Genomic DNA, 15,872 nt, shown 5'->3' with positions numbered 1-15,872 from the left:
TGTTCCACCACCGTACGAGGGGACCAATCATGAGCAAGGCAACCGACTCCACCGAACGCACCCTGGTCACGGGAGGCACCGGAACGCTCGGCCGACAGGTCGTACCGCAGCTTCGGGCCGCCGGGCTCGACCTACGGATCCTCAGCCGGAGCCAGCGAGAGGACGAGGCCGGCATCGAGTACGTGACCGGCGACCTGGTCGCGGACACCGGTGTTGCGGCGGCGCTCGAGGACGTACGTGTCGTTGTGCATCTCGCCGGCGGTAACAAGGGTGACGATGTCGCCGCCGGGCATCTTGCCGAGGCCGCAGCCCGAGCGGGTGTGCAACACCTCGTCTTCATCTCGGTCATCGGCGCCGATGCGGTGCCGGTGGGTTGGTTACGTTCCCAGCATGCCGCCGAGGACGCGATCGTGGCGTCGGGCGTGCCCTACACGATCCTGCGCGCCGCTCAGTTCGACGACCTGGTGCTGACCCTGGTCGAGAAGATGTCGAAGCTGCCGGTCATCCCGGCTCCCGGCGGGCTTCGCTTCCAGCCGGTCGACTCCGGCGAGGTCGCCGACCGGATCGTCGAGCTCGTTCTCGACCGTCCGGCTGGACGCGTCGCCGATCTCGCCGGCCCGAAGGTGTACTCGCTGCGCGAGCTGATCGACGGCTACCTGCGGGCGCGTGGCAAGCGCCGCCCGAAGCTCCCGGTGCGCATCCCGGGCAAGGCCGGGCGCGCGTACCGTGCCGGCGACAACCTCAACGTGACGAGTGCCGCGCATGGTCGGCGTACCTGGGAGGAGTTTCTGTCGACACGGGTGGGCGCCGCGAGGAGCCGGACGATCAGCTCGTGAGGCTCTCTGCCACCCGCGCCAGCTGCCCGGTGGTGGTGCCCCAACCGTCGGCGAAGCCCAGATCGGCATGCCGATTGCGGGCGGCGGCGTCACCGTGGCGCACGGTGATCCGGTAGTCCGTGCCGTCCGGGTGGTCTCGGAGCACGACCTCGGCGGTCATCGCTACCGGCGCCGGACCCGCCGGGCGCCATTGGCTGTCGATCGCGTTGGTGAAGACGATCCGTTCGTACTCGTCGATCACCAGGAAGCACGCGTCGAGGTGCGGGACGAACGCATCGCCGTCATCGCTCATCGAGGTGACGAGCCCGCCCCCGGGCCGGACTTCGAGGCGTTCGACGCGGCACACTGTCGGCGCTGGGATCCACCACTGGGCGAAGTTCGCCGGGTCGGTCCATGCGTTCCAGACAGCCTTGCGGGGCGCCCGGATCACCCGGTCGATGCCGAGGTCGAGATCGGGATTCATGTGTTCTCCTCAGGGGTTGTGACGAACCGCTCCAGGCGGTCGGTGCGGTCTGCCCAGATCCGGCGTTGGTCCGCGAGCCAGTCGCCGACGAGGCCGAGCTGCTCCTCGTTGAGCTCGCAGGTGCGGACCCGGCCGGCCTTCGTCGTGCGGATCAGATCGTTCGACTCGAGTACTCGTACGTGCTTCATGAACGACGGCAACGTCATCGGTGCCTCCTTCGCGAGGTCGCTCACGCTTGTCGGTCCACGGCCGAGCCGTTGCACCACTGCGCGCCTCGTCGGATCGGCGAGGGCAACCAGCACGCCATCGAGCACTGCCGAATACTGAGCCATGAGGCTAAGTATTGCGGTTCAAAACACTTAGCGCAAGGGCTAACTGTTAGCAGGCCGTTGCCGCGAGGCGCCGGATCGGGTGTGCGTCGCCGTGCATCACGATGGGAGGAGGTTCCGGCAAACCTCGGATCTGCGGCCAGGCGATCTCCGGGTGCGCATCGGTGATCTCCGCTGGAAGGTGATTCGTGGCCTCGCCGATGATTTGCAGGTTCCATTCGATGGCGTCCTCGGACATGTCTACGAGATCCTCGCCTTCGTCGTCGGGAGCGCCGACGTACCTCTGGCAGCGATCGATGGCCTGCAGGACATCGGCGATGCGTTGACCGGCATCTCGACTCACAGCGCGATCGCGTCCTCGAGCGCCGACTCCGAAATCGGCCGCTTGAGCAGCTGCACCGGGAACACGTCGATGTCGTCGCGGCCGAAGAGCTCCCGGGTCTCTTCCATGAGCCCGGACGCCCGCATGAGCTGGTTCCCATCTGCGGGATCCATCTCGACGAGGATGTCGATGTCACTGCCAGCATGCGCGGTGCCGCGTGCGACGGAGCCGAACACCTTCGGGTTCGTCGCGGCATACTTCGCTAGGAGCGCTCTGAACTCGTCGCGGCGCGCATCGAGGAGCTCGCGCAGGGCGAGCGTCTCGGGCGTCGGGCGTTCTTCGACATGCCTCCAGGGTACCGGGAACGTACCGTCATGATCGAAGACCAGGGCAGCAGCCGCGTTCACTGTTCGACCGCGTCACCACCGACGACGAGGATCACGCAGGCCCCGATGTGGTCGGGTTGGTGGAGCTGAGGGGACTCGAACCCCTAACCCCCTGCTTGCAAAGCAGGTGCGCTACCAATTGCGCCACAGCCCCGGGTGGATCAGACCTTGTCGGTCGCCTCGGCCCACAGATCCTTGTCTGCGCCGTTCGAGCGGACACGGCTGATCAGGAAGACCGCGCCAGCGACGGCGACGGCAATTGCCAGGACCTTCTTCATTTCTCTCTCCTTGTGGGTCGGCTGTACCGCACCGACCCTTGCTCGAGAACCCTCGCGCCCGGTCGGCTTGACTGAGCGAATGTTAGCCGATGCCGCAAGCGTCCGGCGATGACGCCGGAGAAGGGTTCGGTGGGCCTACCTGGACTTGAACCAGGGACCTCTTCCTTATCAGGGAAGCGCTCTAACCAAACTGAGCTATAGGCCCGCACATCGATGCCGCAACCAGCCGATACCGACGAGTGCCGGCCCTCGAAGGCCGGCCAGCGAAGACTATCGCATGGCGGTCGTCGGCCCCAAACCCGAGGGTACCTGCAGGCCAGTGGCTCAGGTGTCCTCGGCCAGGGTCAACTCCAGGCCGCCCAACAGGCCGGCCGCGAGGTTGTAGAGGAATGCGCCCAGCGTTGCGATCGCGGTGATCAGGACGACGTCGACGGCCGACACCAGAAGCGCGAATCCGATCACGCGGCCATAGCCGACGTACTCGGTGATGTCGAAGGTCTCGGCGTTGTCGCTGAGCAGGCTCGCGACGCTCGAGTTCACGGCGTCCCAGACGCCCGCGGCACCGAGCACGAACCACACGATCGAGATCGCGATCACCGTCACGATCGCGAGCGCGATCGAGAGGGCGAACGAGACCTTCATCACCGACCACGGGTCGACTCGAGCGAGCCGCAGCCGCGCGGTACGTGCGGACGCGGCGTCGTACGTGGGATCGGGCGCCTTCGCCGGTGGCGTCGACTGCTGCACCGCGGGCTTGGACTTTGCCGACGGCGCCGGGCTGGGTCCGCTCTCCGCGGCGATCTCACCGGCCGTCTTCGGCTTGGCCTTCGGCGGGGCGGTCGCCGGTGCCGAGTTCTGGGTGGCCGAGGAACCCTGTGGACCCGAGGACCCTTGTGCCGGCCGACTCGCGTTCTTCGGCGAGGCGCCGTTGACCCGCTGCATCGACTGGGTCGGTGCGGGGTCGGTGCCGTTGCGCGCCGCCCCCTTCTGGGCCGACGAGCCCTTCGGACGTTGCGGCGCCACCGGCGTACTGCCGTCGGGCTTCCGGTCCGTCATGTGGCCTCCTGCCGATTGTCCTGCGGTGTCTCGTCTGCTGCCGCCGGCTGCGACTCTTCGTCGTCGTCAGAGTCTCCCAACAGATCGGGTCGCTCCGCGTTCCGAGCGATCGTAACGACCGTGTCTTCGTCACTCACACCGACGAACTTCACCCCCATGGTGTCACGACCCTTGTGCGGGACGTCAGACGTGCGGCTTCTGGTGACCTGTCCGCTCGCCTTGATGGCCATCACCTCGTCTCGGTCGTTGACCACGAGTCCACCCACGAGGGTGCCACGCTCGCCGGCGAGTTTCATCGCCTTGATGCCCAGACCGCCCCTGCCCTGGCGGCGATACTCCTCCACGAGGGTCTTCTTCGCCCAACCGCCGTCGGTCGCGGTGAAGACGTACTGCGGGTGGTCCGGATCGGCGATGTCTTCGGCCCGGATGACCGACATCGACAGCAGCTCGTCGGCCTCGCGGAACTTCATGCCGGTGACGCCCGAAGTGGCGCGCCCCATCGGCCGCAACTGCTCGTTGTCGGCGCGGAAGCGGATCGACTGTGCCTTCTTCGAGATCAGCAGCAGATCGTCGTCGGGTCCGACCAGCTCCGCGCCGATCAGCTCGTCGTCTTCCTCGCGGAAGTTGATCGCGATGACGCCGGCCTGTCGCGGGCTGTTGTAGTCGCCGAGCCGGGTCTTCTTCACCAACCCTCGGCGGGTGGCGAGGACGAGGTACGGGGATTGCTCGTAGTCGCGGATCGCCAGCACTCGGGCGATCTCCTCGTCCGGCTGGAACGACAGCAGCCCGGCGACGTGCCCGCCCTTGGCGTCGCGACCGGCCTCCGGGAGCTGGTACGCCTTTGTCCGGTAGACCCGCCCCGCGGTCGTGAAGAACAGGATCCAGTTGTGCGTCGTCGTCGCGAACATGTGCTCCACGACGTCGTCGCCGCGCAGCGTCGCGCCTCGTACGCCCTTGCCGCCGCGCCGCTGCACGCGGTACTGGTCGGTCTTCGTACGCTTCGCGTACCCGCCCCGGGTGATGGTGACGACGACGTCCTCGTCGGGGATGAGGTCTTCCATCGACAGGTCGCCGTCGGCGGGAATGATCTGCGTACGCCGCTCGTCGCCGTACTTGTCGACGATCTCACGCAGCTCGTCGGAGACGATCTGACGCTGCCGCGGCTCGCTCGCGAGGATGTCCTTCAGGTCGGCGATCAGGGTCTCGAGCTTCTCGAGGGTGTCCAGGATCTTCTGCCGCTCCAGGGCGGCGAGGCGACGCAGCTGCATCTCGAGAATGGCGTTCGCCTGGACCTCGTCGATCTCCAGCAGGTCGATCAACCCGGTACGCGCGTCGTCGGTCGTCGCGCTCGCCCGGATCAGCGCGATGACCTCGTCGAGTGCGTCGAGTGCCTTCGCGTACCCGCGGTAGATGTGGGCGTCCGTCTCGGCCTTGTTCAGCCGGAACCGGGTACGCCGCCGGATCACGTCGATCTGATGGGTGATCCAGTGGCTGATGAATGCGTCGAGACTGAGCGTCCGCGGCACGTCGTCGACGAGCGCCAGCATGTGCGCGGAGAAGTTGCTCTGCAGGTCGGTGTGCTTGTAGAGGTTGTTGAGCACCACCCGGGCGACGGCGTCGCGCTTCAGCACGATCACCAGCCGGCGCCCGGTACGAGACGACGAGTCGTCGCGTACGTTGGCGATGCCCTGCACGCGACCGGAGTCGGCCAGCTCGGCGATCTTCAGCGCCAGGTTGTCCGGGTTCACCTGGTACGGCAGCTCCGTGACGACCAGGTTGATCCGGCCGCCCGAGTCTTCCTCGATGTCGACGACCGCGCGCATCGTGATCGAGCCACGGCCGGTGCGGTACGCGTTCTCGATGCCCTGCTTGCCGACGATCAGCCCGTTGGTCGGGAAGTCCGGACCCTTCACCCGCTCCATCAGGGCCTCGAAAAGCTCCTCCTTCGAGGCGTCGGGGTGCTCGAGCGCCCACTGCACACCGTCGGCGACCTCGCGCAGGTTGTGCGGCGGGATGTTCGTGGCCATGCCGACCGCGATTCCGGCCGACCCGTTCACCAGCAGGTTGGGGATCCGCGCCGGGAGTACGACGGGCTCCTGCGATCTGCCGTCGTAGTTCGGCTTGAAGTCGACCGTCTCCTGGTCGATGTCGCGGACCATCTCCATGGCCAGCGGCGCGAGCCGGCACTCGGTGTACCGCATCGCGGCCGCCGGGTCGTTTCCGGGAGATCCGAAGTTGCCCTGGCCGGAGACCAGCGGCGCCCGCATCACCCAGGTCTGCGCGAGGCGCACCAGCGTGTCGTAGATCGCGGTGTCTCCGTGCGGGTGGTACTGACCCATCACGTCACCGATGATGCGGCTGCACTTGGAGAATCCACGGTCTGGTCGGTACCCACCGTCGTACATCGCGTAGAGCACCCGGCGATGCACGGGCTTGAGCCCGTCGCGTACGTCGGGGAGTGCGCGAGACACGATCACGCTCATCGCGTAGTCGATGTACGAGCGCTGCATCTCGACCTGCAGCTCGACCGGCTCGATGCGCGGATCCGGTGTGGTGCTCTCGGTCTCTGTCACGTGGTGTGTCCTCTGCTCATGGTGTTACGAATTGCGGCCGAAGCATTCCGACGGCCGACACCGAGGCGGCGACCGTCGAGGGTGCTCAGATATCGAGGAAGCGAACGTCCTTGGCGTTGCGCTGGATGAACGAACGCCGTTGCTCGACGTCCTCGCCCATCAGGATCGTGAACAGCTCGTCGGCCTGCGCCGCATCGTCGAGCGTCACCTGTCGGAGTACGCGGTTCTCGGGGTCCATGGTGGTGTCCCAGAGCTCGTTGTCGTTCATCTCACCGAGACCCTTGTAGCGCTGGATCGGCGCTTCCTTGGGTAGCCGCTTGCCCGCTTCGTCGCCGGCGGCGAGCAAGCCGTCACGCTCCTTGTCGGAGTACGCGAGCTCGTGCGGTGCGTTCGTCCACTTCAACCGGAAGAGCGGCGGCTGCGCCAGGTAGACGTACCCGCCGTCGATCAGCGGGCGCATGAACCGGAACAGCAACGTCAACAGCAGCGTCGAGATGTGCTGGCCGTCGACGTCGGCGTCGGCCATCAGCACGATCTTGTGGTAGCGGAGCTTCGCGATGTCGAACTCGTCGTGTACGCCGGTGCCGAGCGCGGAGATGATGGCCTGCACCTCGGCGTTCTGCAGGATCTTGTCGATCCGGGCCTTCTCGACGTTCAGGATCTTGCCGCGCAGCGGGAGGATCGCCTGGATCCGCGGATCGCGACCACCCTTGGCCGAGCCACCCGCGGAGTTGCCCTCCACGATGAAGATCTCGCACTCCTCGGGCAGCGTCGACTGGCAGTCGCTGAGCTTGCCGGGCAGACCGCCACCGCCGAGCAGACCCTTGCGGTTGCGGGCGAGATCGCGTGCCTTACGCGCCGCGGCGCGGGCGGTCGCTGCGTCGATGCCCTTGCGGACGACGACCTTGCCCTCCTGCGGATTCTCCTCGAACCAGGCGCCCAGCTGATCGTTGACGACGGTCTGTACGAAGCTCTTCGCCTCGGTGTTGCCCAGCTTGGTCTTGGTCTGCCCCTCGAACTGCGGCTCGGCGAGCTTGACGGAGATGATCGCGGTGAGTCCCTCGCGGATGTCGTCGCCCGACAGCCGGTCCTCGCGCTTCTTGATCAGGTTCCACGTCTCGGCCCAGCGGTTCACGGTGCTGGTGAGTGCCGCCCGGAAGCCCTCCTCGTGCGTGCCGCCCTCATGGGTGTTGATCGTGTTCGCGAACGTGTGCACCGACTCGGCGAAGCCGGTGTTCCACTGCATCGCGATCTCCAGGCTGAGCGCCGCGTCGCCGGCCTCGGACTCGATCGCGATGATGGACGGTTGGATCGACTCCTTCCTCGCGTTGAGGTGACCGACGTAGTCGATCAGGCCGTTGTCGTACCGGAACGACCGCTCCATGCCGGCCGAGCCTTCGGCGACCTTGACAGCGTCGTCGCCACCGTCGACCGCATCGGCAACGGTCTCGTCGGCGACGGCCTCGGCGATCGCATCGGCGCCCTCGCGCTCATCGCGAATCGAGATCCGGAGGCCCTTGTTCAGGAACGCGTACTCGCGGAACCGCGAGGTGAGCGTCTCGAACGAGTAGACCGTGGTCTCGAAGATGTCATTGCTCGCCCAGAACGTCGTGGTCGTCCCGGTCTCGTCGGTCGGCTCGCCACGTTCCAGCGGGCCATCCGGCTCTCCGTACGTGAACGACTGCGTCCATCGGTAGCCGTCGCGGCAGACCTCGACCTTCAACCGAACCGACAACGCGTTGACCACCGACACGCCGACGCCGTGCAGGCCACCGGACACCTTGTAGCCACCGCCGCCGAACTTTCCGCCGGCGTGCAGGGAGGTCAGCACCAGGGTCACCGCCGGCACCTTCTCGATCGGGTGTTCCTTGACCGGGATGCCTCGGCCGTTGTCGACGACGCGCACGCCACCGTCGGCGAGCAGTGTCACGTCGATCGTGTCGCAATAGCCGGCAAGTGCCTCGTCGACGGAGTTGTCGACCACCTCGTAGACGAGGTGGTGGAGCCCGCGCTCCCCGGTCGACCCGATGTACATACCGGGGCGCTTACGTACCGCTTCCAGTCCTTCGAGTACCTGGATGTTGCTGGCGTCGTACGAACCTTCGGTCACGCCTGCGTTCATGGCATCCTCGTCAGACACGCGGTATGGACCTCTCATCGTCAAGGGAAGCGGCATCGACACGCGATGCGCCGCCGGCCAGGCCGGCCGGACACAGCGAAGGATCACCGCATCGCAATGATCCTGAACACACCAAGTATACCCTTTCGTGGCCGCTCACGGCGTGTCGCGAGGTCCGAATCGGGTGTTCCGTGTACAACACCCCTCCCTGAGAGCGCCGCATTTGGCGTCTGACGGCCCGCATACCCGCGGATGACTCCCCCCTCATGCGTGGGTGCCCCGTTCGAGACGGCGATGGACCCACCTTGAGCGATGCCGCATGCTTGATGCCATGTCCACGACGACCCCGCCGGACCGGCGCGACCCCCTCGTGCCATCCGTGCACGAGGGACGTACCCGCGCGCCGAACATCGCGTGGTCGGGCGTGACCCTGGCCGTCTCGCTCGTGGCGCTCGTCGCGCTGATCGTCTACTCGCAGTCGACGAAGGCGGGCCAGCGTCACGATCAGGCCGCGATGGACACGATCGACGCCGATGGTGACACCGTTCGCGAGCTGCTGAGCTGGCTCGGCTACATCTCGATCGGTACGACCGCCGTCGCACTTGTCGTCTGCATCGCGCTCGCCGTCGTCCGGCACCGGTACGCGGCCGCCGTCGCCGCTGCGGGCATGGTTGCCGGCGCGAACATCACGACGCAGTTCCTCAAGCGAACCGTCATCGATCGATCGGACTTCGGGTACCTGTCGGTGCCCAGCATCCCGAGCGGACATACGACCGTCGTCATCTCGCTCGTGCTCGCCGCGCTGCTCATCTCGCCACATGGCACCCGGTTCGCGATCACGTTCCTCGGGTCGATCGTCGCGACCCTCGCCGGCGCCTCGACGGTCGTCGCCGGTTGGCACCGACCGGCCGACGTACTCGCCGCGCTGCTGGTTTCGCTGGCCTGGGGTGCTCTTGCCGTGCTCGTGCTCAGCGTCCGTCGTGCGGGTATGCCTCCGGCGGGCGGCTCGGCGCACACGTTCCTCTCCCTCATCGGCGCCGCGGCCGCCGGCGCACTCCTGGTCTTCGTCGGCGTACGCCCGGACAACGGGTGGACCGGTTTCGGCGACGCGGCCCTGATGCTCGGCTGTCTTGGTGTCGCGACCGCGGTCACCGTCGGGTGGTTCGCCCGGATGTCGGCCAGCCACTCGGTCTGAACGCCCTCAGCCGTACGTGTCGCGCGGCCCGCGACCGCCGGGTGCCCGCCGGAGACCTTTCGTCCATGACGGCGCCTGCGGACCGAGCACCTTGATCCGCTCAACGGTGCCGTGCCCCAGCTCCTCGTTCAGCTTTCGTACGACCGTCGGGGCGAGCAGCCGCATCTGGGTTGCCCACGCCGTCGCGTCGGCCTGGACGACGAGCTGACCGTCGTCGAAGCGGACCGGTACGCAGTGCTGGGCGACCTCCGAGCCCACGATGGTCGACCAGCGTCCGAACACGCCGTGGACGGCGATGTCTGCCTCCCAGCCGTACTCAGCGACAAGGCGGCCCATTGCAGCGTCGAGCAACTGTGGATCACGGTCGTCGGGATGGGAGCCCGCGAGCCGCGGGTCGTCGCGGGGCTTCTTGCGCTGCCGCCGTCTCGGGCGTGAGCCAGGTGCGCCACGGTACGAGCGTGCGAGGCTCCGCGCGAGGTCGAGCCCACTGCGATCGTGGCTCTCCGGCTCGGGCTTCTCCTCGGGAACGGGCTGGTCGTCAGGCACGGGACACGTCTCCGTCGCGAACGTCGAACCGCACACCACGAAGGCCGGCGGGCACATCCTCGGGAACGGCCGCGGTGATCATGACCTGCTCGGCCTCCTCGACGAGCGTCGCCAGTCGGTCGCGCCGGCCCTGGTCGAGCTCGGCGAATACGTCGTCAAGAATCAGGATCGGGTCGTCGCCCTCGTCGCGCAACAGGTGGTACGCCGCGAGCTTGCTGGCGAGCGCGAACGACCATGACTCGCCGTGGCTCGCGTACCCCTTCGCCGGCAGGGTGCCGAGCATCAACGTGATGTCGTCGCGGTGCGGGCCCACCAGGGAGACGCCGCGGTCGAGCTCGTCGCGGCGGCGTTCGACGACCGCGGCCGCGAGCGCGTCGGTGAGCGTCTCGCGATCGTGCTCCTCCGGGAGGTCGAACGACGGTTTGTACACACAGTCGGTGGCGAGCCGGTCGGATGCGGCATCTGCGGCCACCTTGGCGTACGCATCGGCGACGTACGGACGTAGCGCGGCGAGCAACTCGAGTCGGGCGGCGAGCAGCTCGCCTCCCGCGCGGGCGAGGTGGGCGTCCCACGCGTCGAGTGTCGCGAGTGCCCCGCCCTCGCCACCCGAGCGGCGGGCGGCCCCTGCCGTCTTGAGGAGGGTGTTGCGTTGCCGAAGGATCCGGTCGTAGTCGGCGCGTACACCCGCGAGGCGCGGTGAGCGCGTCGTCAGCAGGGTGTCGACGAAACGTCGGCGGTCGGTCGGGTCTCCCTTGACCAACGCCAGATCTTCGGGCGAGAACAGCACGGTGCGGAGCAGCCCGACCAGCTCACGCGGGCGCGGCAGCGGCGACCGGTTGACCCGCGCGCGGTTGGACTTGCCGGGGTTGATCTCGACCTCGAGCAGGGCGGTGCGCTCGTTGCGTACGACCGCCGCGCGGACGATCGCCTGCTCGGCTCCGAAGCGCACCAGCGGCGCCTCCGACGACACTCGGTGTGAACCGAGGTTGGCGAGGTAGTCGACCGCCTCGACGATGTTCGTCTTGCCCTGACCGTTCGGGCCGACGAACGACACTGGTCCGGTCGAGAGGTCGAGGTCGAGCGACGCGTACGAGCGGAAGTCGTAGAGCCCGAGGGCGGCGACGTGCAACGGCCGACTAATCCGGCTGCGTCGGCGGCTTACCTGCCCTGACGGCATGCCCGCCGAACTGGTTGCGCATCGCGGCAACGGCCTTCATGGCGGGCGGATCGTCCTCGCGGGACGCGAACCGCGCGAACAGCGCCGCCGCGATCGCGGGCATCGGCACCGCGTGGTCGATCGCCGCCTCGACCGTCCAGCGGCCTTCGCCGGAGTCGTCGGCCCAACCGGCGATCGCGGCGAGTCCGGGGTCTTCCTGGAGCGCCTGCACCAGGAGGTCGAGCAGCCAGGACCGTACGACCGTGCCGGTGCGCCAGGAGTTCAAGACTTCGGTGACGTTCTCGACCATGTCGGCCTTCTCGAGCAGCTCGTACCCCTCGGCGTACGCCTGCATGACGCCGTACTCGATGCCGTTGTGCACCATCTTCGAGAAGTGGCCCGCGCCGACCGGTCCGGCATGGACGAAGCCGACGCCCGCGTCGCCTTCGGGGCGGAGCGCGTCGAACGCGGGTTGCACCTTCGCGATGTCGTCGGCGGCACCGCCGCACATCAGCGCGTATCCGTTGTCGAGGCCCCAGACGCCGCCGCTGACTCCGCAGTCGACGTAGCCGACACCGTGCTCGGTGAGCGCCTCTGCGTGAGCCTGATCGTCGGTCCAGCGCGAGTTGCCACCGTCGACGACGACGTCACCGGCGGACATCAACCCGCCGAGCTCGTCGATCGTCGCGCGGGTGGCGTCGCCGGCCGGCACCATCACCCAGACGACCTTCGGCGACGGCAATGCCGCGACGAGCGCTTCGACAGACTCGACGTCGCTCAGATCGGGGTCACGGTCGTAGCCGGTGACGGTCACACCACGGCGCCGCAGGCGCTCGCGCATGTTGCCGCCCATCTTGCCGAGACCGATGAGTCCAAGGTGCATGGAGGCTCCTTACCGTGGGTCTAGCTCTGCAAGCGTACGGGCATGATCAGGTAGCGGAACGCGAGATCCGGGTCGGCACCGACCTCTGCGACGCCGGCGATCGAGGCCGGTCGCGTGTGCTGCGTGAAGGCCATGTGGACGACGGGTTCGCCCATGACGTTGAGCCCGTCGAGCAGGTACTGCGGGTTGAACCCGATCGAGATGTCGTCGCCGTCGACGGTGGCCTCGATCGTCTCGGACGCCTGCGCATCCTCACCGCTGCCGGCCTCGAGCATCAGCTGGCCGGCCGAGAACGAGAGGCGGACGGGTGTGTTTCGCTCGGCGACGAGCGAGACGCGCTTGACCGCGTCGGTCAGGGTCGCCGTCGAGACGTACGCGATGGTCGTCGATTCGGCCTGGAACAGCTGTCGTACGCGGGGAAACTCGCCCTCGAGGAGGCGGGTCGTCGTACTGCGATGTCCGTTGCCGGCAACGCCTTCGAAGCCGATGAGGCCCTCACCGGCACCGTCGGCGGAGATCGCGATCGTCACGTCTTCACCACCGGCGAGCGACTTCGCCGTCTCGCCGAGCACGCGAGCGGGGACGAGCGCCTGAGCCGATGCGCCGGTGTCGTCGGGGAACCAGTCGAGCTCGCGAAGGCTGGCGCGGAAACGATCGGTGGCCATCAGGGAGATCTTCGAACCCTCGATCTCCATCCGGACTCCGGTGAGCAGCGGCAGCATGTCGTCGCGTCCGGCGGCCGCGACCGCTTGCGTGACGGCGGTGGCGAACTGGTCGGCGTTGATCTTGCCCGAAGCGCTGGGCATCTGGGGGAGGGTCGGGTAGTCCTCGACCGGCATCGTCTGCAGGCTGAACCTGGTGCTGCCGCAGGTGACGGCGACCTTGGCTCCGTCCATGGCGAGGTCGACCGGCTTGTCGGGCAGGCTCTTGCAGATATCGGCGAGCAGGCGCCCGGAGACCAGCGCGGTGCCCTCGTCGGCGACCTCCGCCGGCAGGCGTACGCGCGCCGAGGTCTCGTAGTCGAACCCCGACAGTGAGAGGCCGTCGTCGTCGGTCTCGATCAGCAGGCCGGCGAGTACGGGAACGCTTGGGCGGTTGGGAAGCGTTCGCGCGGTCCAGGCGACAGCGTCGGCCAACGTGTCGCGGTCGATACGGAACTTCACAACGCACTGCCTCCAGGTTCGTGGATGCTCGACCTCGGTCGTGGGGAATTGCATCCTGCCATGCCGAGTGGGACCAGCCTAATGCCCGGTTGTGACGCACGGAGCGCCGATGAGTTCGAGGAGCGGTTGTCCCCAGTTCGGGCCGGTGTGGAAGTTGTGGTTCGTTGTGAGTCACCTGTAGGTACCGGGTTGTCCATAGCGGTTGTGGATACTGTGGATAAGCCCTGTCTGGCGAGGTCAGCCCGGATATCTACTGGTGGACGACGTGTGTACGACCTCGGGACAAATGACAAACCGCGGTGGACGACCGAGCGTCGTCACCAGGGCGGCGCGTGATGTTCACATGTCGTTCGGCGCAATCCACGAGTTGTCAACATGTTCGTCCCCAGGCTGTGGGGTACCGAGAGAGTGCCGATCGAGCTCAGTGCCGGGCCTGCTGCTTGATCCGGTTCGTCAGTTCGGTTACCTGGTTGAAGACACTGCGACGCTCGGCCATCAGCTCGCGGATCTTGCGGTCGGCGTGCATCACCGTCGTGTGGTCACGGCCACCGAACTGCTGACCGATCTTCGGTAGCGAGAGGTCGGTGAGCTCGCGGCAGAGGTACATGGCGATCTGGCGTGCCTGGACGAGGTTTCGGCTCCGGTTCGGCCCGCAGATCTCCTCGATGCTGTATTCGGAGTACGCCGCGGTCTGCGCGATGATCAGCGCGGCGGTGATCTCCGGCTCGCCACCCTCGGGTATGAGGTCCTTGAGCACGATCTCGGCGAGTGCGAGGTTGACCTCCTGGCGGTTCAGGCTGGCGAACGCGGTTGCTCGGATGAGCGCTCCCTCGAGCTCGCGGATGTTGGTCTGGATCTTGCTCGCGATGAACTCGAGTACGTCGGGCGGTGCGGTGAGCTTCTCGGTCGCGGCCTTCTTTCGGAGGATGGCGATCCGGGTCTCGAGGTCCGGCGGCTGGATGTCGGTGATCAGGCCCCACTCGAACCGGTTGCGGAGCCTGTCCTCGAGCGCCTCGAGACGCTTCGGCGGCCGATCGGAGCTGATCACGATCTGCTTGTTGGCGTTGTGCAGGGTGTTGAAGGTGTGGAAGAACTCCTCCTGGGTCTGGATCTTGCCCTCGAGGAACTGGATGTCGTCGATCAGTAGTACGTCGACGTCGCGGTAGCGGCGTTGGAACGCAGCGGCGCGATCGTCGCGGATCGCGTTGATGAAATCGTTGGTGAACTCCTCGCTGCTCACGTACCGAACTCGCGACCCGTTGTAGAGGCTGCGTACGTAGTGGCCGATCGCGTGCAGAAGGTGGGTCTTGCCGAGTCCGGAATCGCCATAGATCAGGAGCGGGTTGTACGCCTTGCCCGGGGCCTCGGCGACGGCGACGGCGGCCGCGTGTGCGAAGCGGTTCGACGACCCGATGACGAAGGTCTCGAAGAGGTACTTCGGGTTGAGTCGTGCCTGAGCCGCGCCATTGGGGTCTCCACTCGACCTGGCGCCCACATTCTGCGCCGGTGGCGGCGCGGAGTCGTACCCGCCGTGCCTGCCGGCGTCCGCGTGGGGATAGCGCTCCTGTTCCACCTGCTGATTTGTCGACAAATCGTCTTGTCGCTCAGTCGACTCCTGTACGGGAAGCTCGGGATCGACGGTGACCGCCAACCGGATCTCGCGCTGCAGGATGTGACTGAGGGACTGTTCGAGTCGCGGGCGAAGGCGGGTCTCGAGCTGGCTTCGCGTGTAGTCGTCGCGTACCGAGACGATGAGGGTGTTGCCGTGCAGGGTCTCCGGCCGCGACGCGGTGAGCCAGGCCTTCACGTTGACGGGGAGTTCGGAGACGAGCTGTCGCCAGGCGGTGTCGAGCGGAGGTTCGGTATCGGTGGAGGGGGTCGATCCTGCGGTGCCGTTCGTTGGTGCGGTCTCGTGGTCGTCCACCGCGGTCCCCATTCTGTCGTAGCCCGTCCCGGGCTCATCTCCACACAGTTATCCACACCATGTGCATTGCGGCACAAGGCCGGCACTATCCCCCTGATAGCCCGGAATCTCGGCCGAGATTCGATTCCGGATCGTGCCCCAGCCGTCGAGTCCGGGGTCGGACGCTAACAACCATCCTCGCACCTCTCAACCGGTTGTCCACAAGGTGTTGGAATCGGTTCGGCACGCGGGCGGCGTGTCGTACCCTCGTTTCGGCGGCCCCGAGTGCGATAGTGGCGGGTTTGGCCGCGTTTCGGTAGCGGTGGGGGTCGGTTTGACCCCCACGTGCACGCCCCGTACCGTTGGGAGGTCGGAACACTTCGACTCCTGTCGCATGCCCGCGACCATTCCGTGGCGCGCGGGTGAGCGGTGGCAGTCGAACCGCCGGACTCAGGGGCCTCGCCCGCCGTCATGCCGGCTCGCCCGGACCGAGAACGAATCCCATAGGGGAGCATTGCCGTGAGCAAGCGCACGTACCAGCCGAACACTCGTCGTCGGAGTAGGAAGCACGGCTTCCGTCTCCGGATGCGCACGCGCGCAGGGCGCGCGATCGTGTCCGCGCGTCGCAGCAAGGGTCGCCAGAAGCTCTCCGCCTGAGCCCCGC

At 67.1% G+C, this 15,872-nt stretch carries 16 protein-coding genes and 2 tRNA genes; 3 read left to right on the top strand and 15 right to left on the bottom strand.

Annotated features, from left to right (window positions below):
• The first annotated feature begins 29 nt into the window (after positions 1 to 29).
• A complete protein-coding gene (locus tag L0C25_RS10040) occupies positions 30 to 836 on the top strand; it encodes an SDR family oxidoreductase (RefSeq protein WP_271636352.1) in 807 nt (268 codons plus the stop codon).
• On the opposite strand, the gene L0C25_RS10035 is transcribed toward L0C25_RS10040, so the two are convergent.
• The 10 genes from L0C25_RS10035 to gyrB form a co-directional block, all read right to left on the bottom strand.
• Positions 826 to 1,299 carry an SRPBCC domain-containing protein gene (locus L0C25_RS10035; protein WP_271636351.1) on the bottom strand — a complete coding sequence of 158 codons (474 nt, stop codon included), beginning with the start codon at positions 1,297 to 1,299 and terminating at the stop codon, positions 826 to 828. The two genes, L0C25_RS10040 and L0C25_RS10035, sit on opposite strands and share 11 nt — an antisense overlap.
• Complete coding sequence (locus L0C25_RS10030; protein WP_271636350.1) at positions 1,296 to 1,631, bottom strand: ArsR/SmtB family transcription factor; 336 nt, start codon at positions 1,629 to 1,631, stop codon at positions 1,296 to 1,298. Before L0C25_RS10030 ends, L0C25_RS10035 begins: the two co-directional genes overlap by 4 nt.
• 46 nt (positions 1,632 to 1,677) lie before the next feature.
• Complete coding sequence (locus tag L0C25_RS10025) at positions 1,678 to 1,971, bottom strand: HepT-like ribonuclease domain-containing protein (RefSeq protein WP_271636349.1); 294 nt, start codon at positions 1,969 to 1,971, stop codon at positions 1,678 to 1,680.
• Complete coding sequence (locus L0C25_RS10020; protein WP_271636348.1) at positions 1,968 to 2,357, bottom strand: nucleotidyltransferase family protein; 390 nt, start codon at positions 2,355 to 2,357, stop codon at positions 1,968 to 1,970. Before L0C25_RS10020 ends, L0C25_RS10025 begins: the two co-directional genes overlap by 4 nt.
• 57 nt (positions 2,358 to 2,414) lie before the next feature.
• Positions 2,415 to 2,490 (bottom strand) — tRNA-Ala (locus tag L0C25_RS10015).
• A 7-nt stretch (positions 2,491 to 2,497) separates the two neighbouring features.
• Positions 2,498 to 2,614, bottom strand: a complete 117-nt coding sequence (locus tag L0C25_RS10010; RefSeq protein ID WP_271636347.1) for a DLW-39 family protein — start codon at positions 2,612 to 2,614, stop codon at positions 2,498 to 2,500.
• 130 nt (positions 2,615 to 2,744) lie between these two features.
• A tRNA-Ile gene (locus tag L0C25_RS10005) sits at positions 2,745 to 2,819 on the bottom strand.
• 119 nt (positions 2,820 to 2,938) lie between these two features.
• Positions 2,939 to 3,670, bottom strand: a complete 732-nt coding sequence (locus L0C25_RS10000; RefSeq protein ID WP_271636346.1) for a DUF3566 domain-containing protein — start codon at positions 3,668 to 3,670, stop codon at positions 2,939 to 2,941.
• Positions 3,667 to 6,180, bottom strand: coding sequence for a DNA gyrase subunit A (gene gyrA / locus L0C25_RS09995; RefSeq protein WP_408641701.1), 2,514 nt, complete (start codon positions 6,178 to 6,180; stop codon positions 3,667 to 3,669). The genes L0C25_RS10000 and gyrA overlap by 4 nt, the downstream gene beginning before the upstream one ends.
• Positions 6,181 to 6,328: 148 nt before the next feature.
• Positions 6,329 to 8,365: a DNA topoisomerase (ATP-hydrolyzing) subunit B gene (gyrB, locus tag L0C25_RS09990; RefSeq protein WP_271636344.1), complete on the bottom strand. Its 2,037-nt coding sequence runs from the start codon at positions 8,363 to 8,365 to the stop codon at positions 6,329 to 6,331.
• Between the two features lie 328 nt (positions 8,366 to 8,693).
• On the opposite strand from gyrB, the gene L0C25_RS09985 reads away from it, so the two are divergent.
• Positions 8,694 to 9,557, top strand: a complete 864-nt coding sequence (locus tag L0C25_RS09985) for a phosphatase PAP2 family protein (protein ID WP_271636343.1) — start codon at positions 8,694 to 8,696, stop codon at positions 9,555 to 9,557.
• Positions 9,558 to 9,563: 6 nt separating this feature from the next.
• Here L0C25_RS09985 and L0C25_RS09980 read toward each other — a convergent pair whose 3' ends face one another.
• The 5 genes from L0C25_RS09980 to dnaA form a co-directional block, all read right to left on the bottom strand.
• Positions 9,564 to 10,103: a DUF721 domain-containing protein gene (locus L0C25_RS09980; RefSeq protein WP_271636342.1), complete on the bottom strand. Its 540-nt coding sequence runs from the start codon at positions 10,101 to 10,103 to the stop codon at positions 9,564 to 9,566.
• Entirely contained in the window at positions 10,096 to 11,232 is a 1,137-nt protein-coding gene (recF, locus tag L0C25_RS09975) for a DNA replication/repair protein RecF (protein WP_271636341.1), read from the bottom strand. The genes L0C25_RS09980 and recF overlap by 8 nt, the downstream gene beginning before the upstream one ends.
• Positions 11,233 to 11,239: 7 nt before the next feature.
• Positions 11,240 to 12,142, bottom strand: a complete 903-nt coding sequence (gene gnd / locus L0C25_RS09970) for a phosphogluconate dehydrogenase (NAD(+)-dependent, decarboxylating) (RefSeq protein ID WP_271636340.1) — start codon at positions 12,140 to 12,142, stop codon at positions 11,240 to 11,242.
• Positions 12,143 to 12,162: 20 nt separating this feature from the next.
• A complete protein-coding gene (gene dnaN, locus L0C25_RS09965) occupies positions 12,163 to 13,305 on the bottom strand; it encodes a DNA polymerase III subunit beta (protein ID WP_271636339.1) in 1,143 nt (380 codons plus the stop codon).
• Positions 13,306 to 13,726: 421 nt separating this feature from the next.
• Positions 13,727 to 15,241 (bottom strand): chromosomal replication initiator protein DnaA, encoded by a 1,515-nt coding sequence (gene dnaA, locus L0C25_RS09960; protein ID WP_408641679.1) that lies wholly within the window; start codon positions 15,239 to 15,241, stop codon positions 13,727 to 13,729.
• A gap of 486 nt (positions 15,242 to 15,727) precedes the next feature.
• Between dnaA and rpmH the strand changes: the two genes are divergently transcribed.
• A complete protein-coding gene (gene rpmH, locus L0C25_RS09955; protein WP_271636337.1) occupies positions 15,728 to 15,865 on the top strand; it encodes a 50S ribosomal protein L34 in 138 nt (45 codons plus the stop codon).
• The last annotated feature ends 7 nt before the right edge of the window (positions 15,866 to 15,872 follow it).

The sequence above is a fragment of the Solicola gregarius genome, from assembly GCF_025790165.1.
GTDB classification, from domain to species: Bacteria; Actinomycetota; Actinomycetes; order Propionibacteriales; family Nocardioidaceae; genus Solicola; species Solicola gregarius.
Note: the sequence above shows the minus strand (reverse complement) of the source record. Positions and strands in the feature narration are given on the sequence as shown.

What these genes read in the sequence shown, in the direction of transcription:
- L0C25_RS10040 (WP_271636352.1), top strand. Translation starts at nt 30, where the DNA reads ATGAGCAAGGCAACCGACTCCACCGAACGCACCCTGGTCACGGGAGGC.
- L0C25_RS10035 (WP_271636351.1), bottom strand. Translation starts at nt 1,299, where the DNA reads ATGAATCCCGATCTCGACCTCGGCATCGACCGGGTGATCCGGGCGCCC.
- L0C25_RS10030 (WP_271636350.1), bottom strand. Translation starts at nt 1,631, where the DNA reads ATGGCTCAGTATTCGGCAGTGCTCGATGGCGTGCTGGTTGCCCTCGCC.
- L0C25_RS10010 (WP_271636347.1), bottom strand. Translation starts at nt 2,614, where the DNA reads ATGAAGAAGGTCCTGGCAATTGCCGTCGCCGTCGCTGGCGCGGTCTTC.
- L0C25_RS10000 (WP_271636346.1), bottom strand. Translation starts at nt 3,670, where the DNA reads ATGACGGACCGGAAGCCCGACGGCAGTACGCCGGTGGCGCCGCAACGT.
- gyrA (WP_408641701.1), bottom strand. Translation starts at nt 6,180, where the DNA reads ATGCAGCGCTCGTACATCGACTACGCGATGAGCGTGATCGTGTCTCGC.
- gyrB (WP_271636344.1), bottom strand. Translation starts at nt 8,365, where the DNA reads ATGAACGCAGGCGTGACCGAAGGTTCGTACGACGCCAGCAACATCCAG.
- L0C25_RS09985 (WP_271636343.1), top strand. Translation starts at nt 8,694, where the DNA reads ATGTCCACGACGACCCCGCCGGACCGGCGCGACCCCCTCGTGCCATCC.
- gnd (WP_271636340.1), bottom strand. Translation starts at nt 12,142, where the DNA reads ATGCACCTTGGACTCATCGGTCTCGGCAAGATGGGCGGCAACATGCGC.
- dnaA (WP_408641679.1), bottom strand. Translation starts at nt 15,241, where the DNA reads ATGGGGACCGCGGTGGACGACCACGAGACCGCACCAACGAACGGCACC.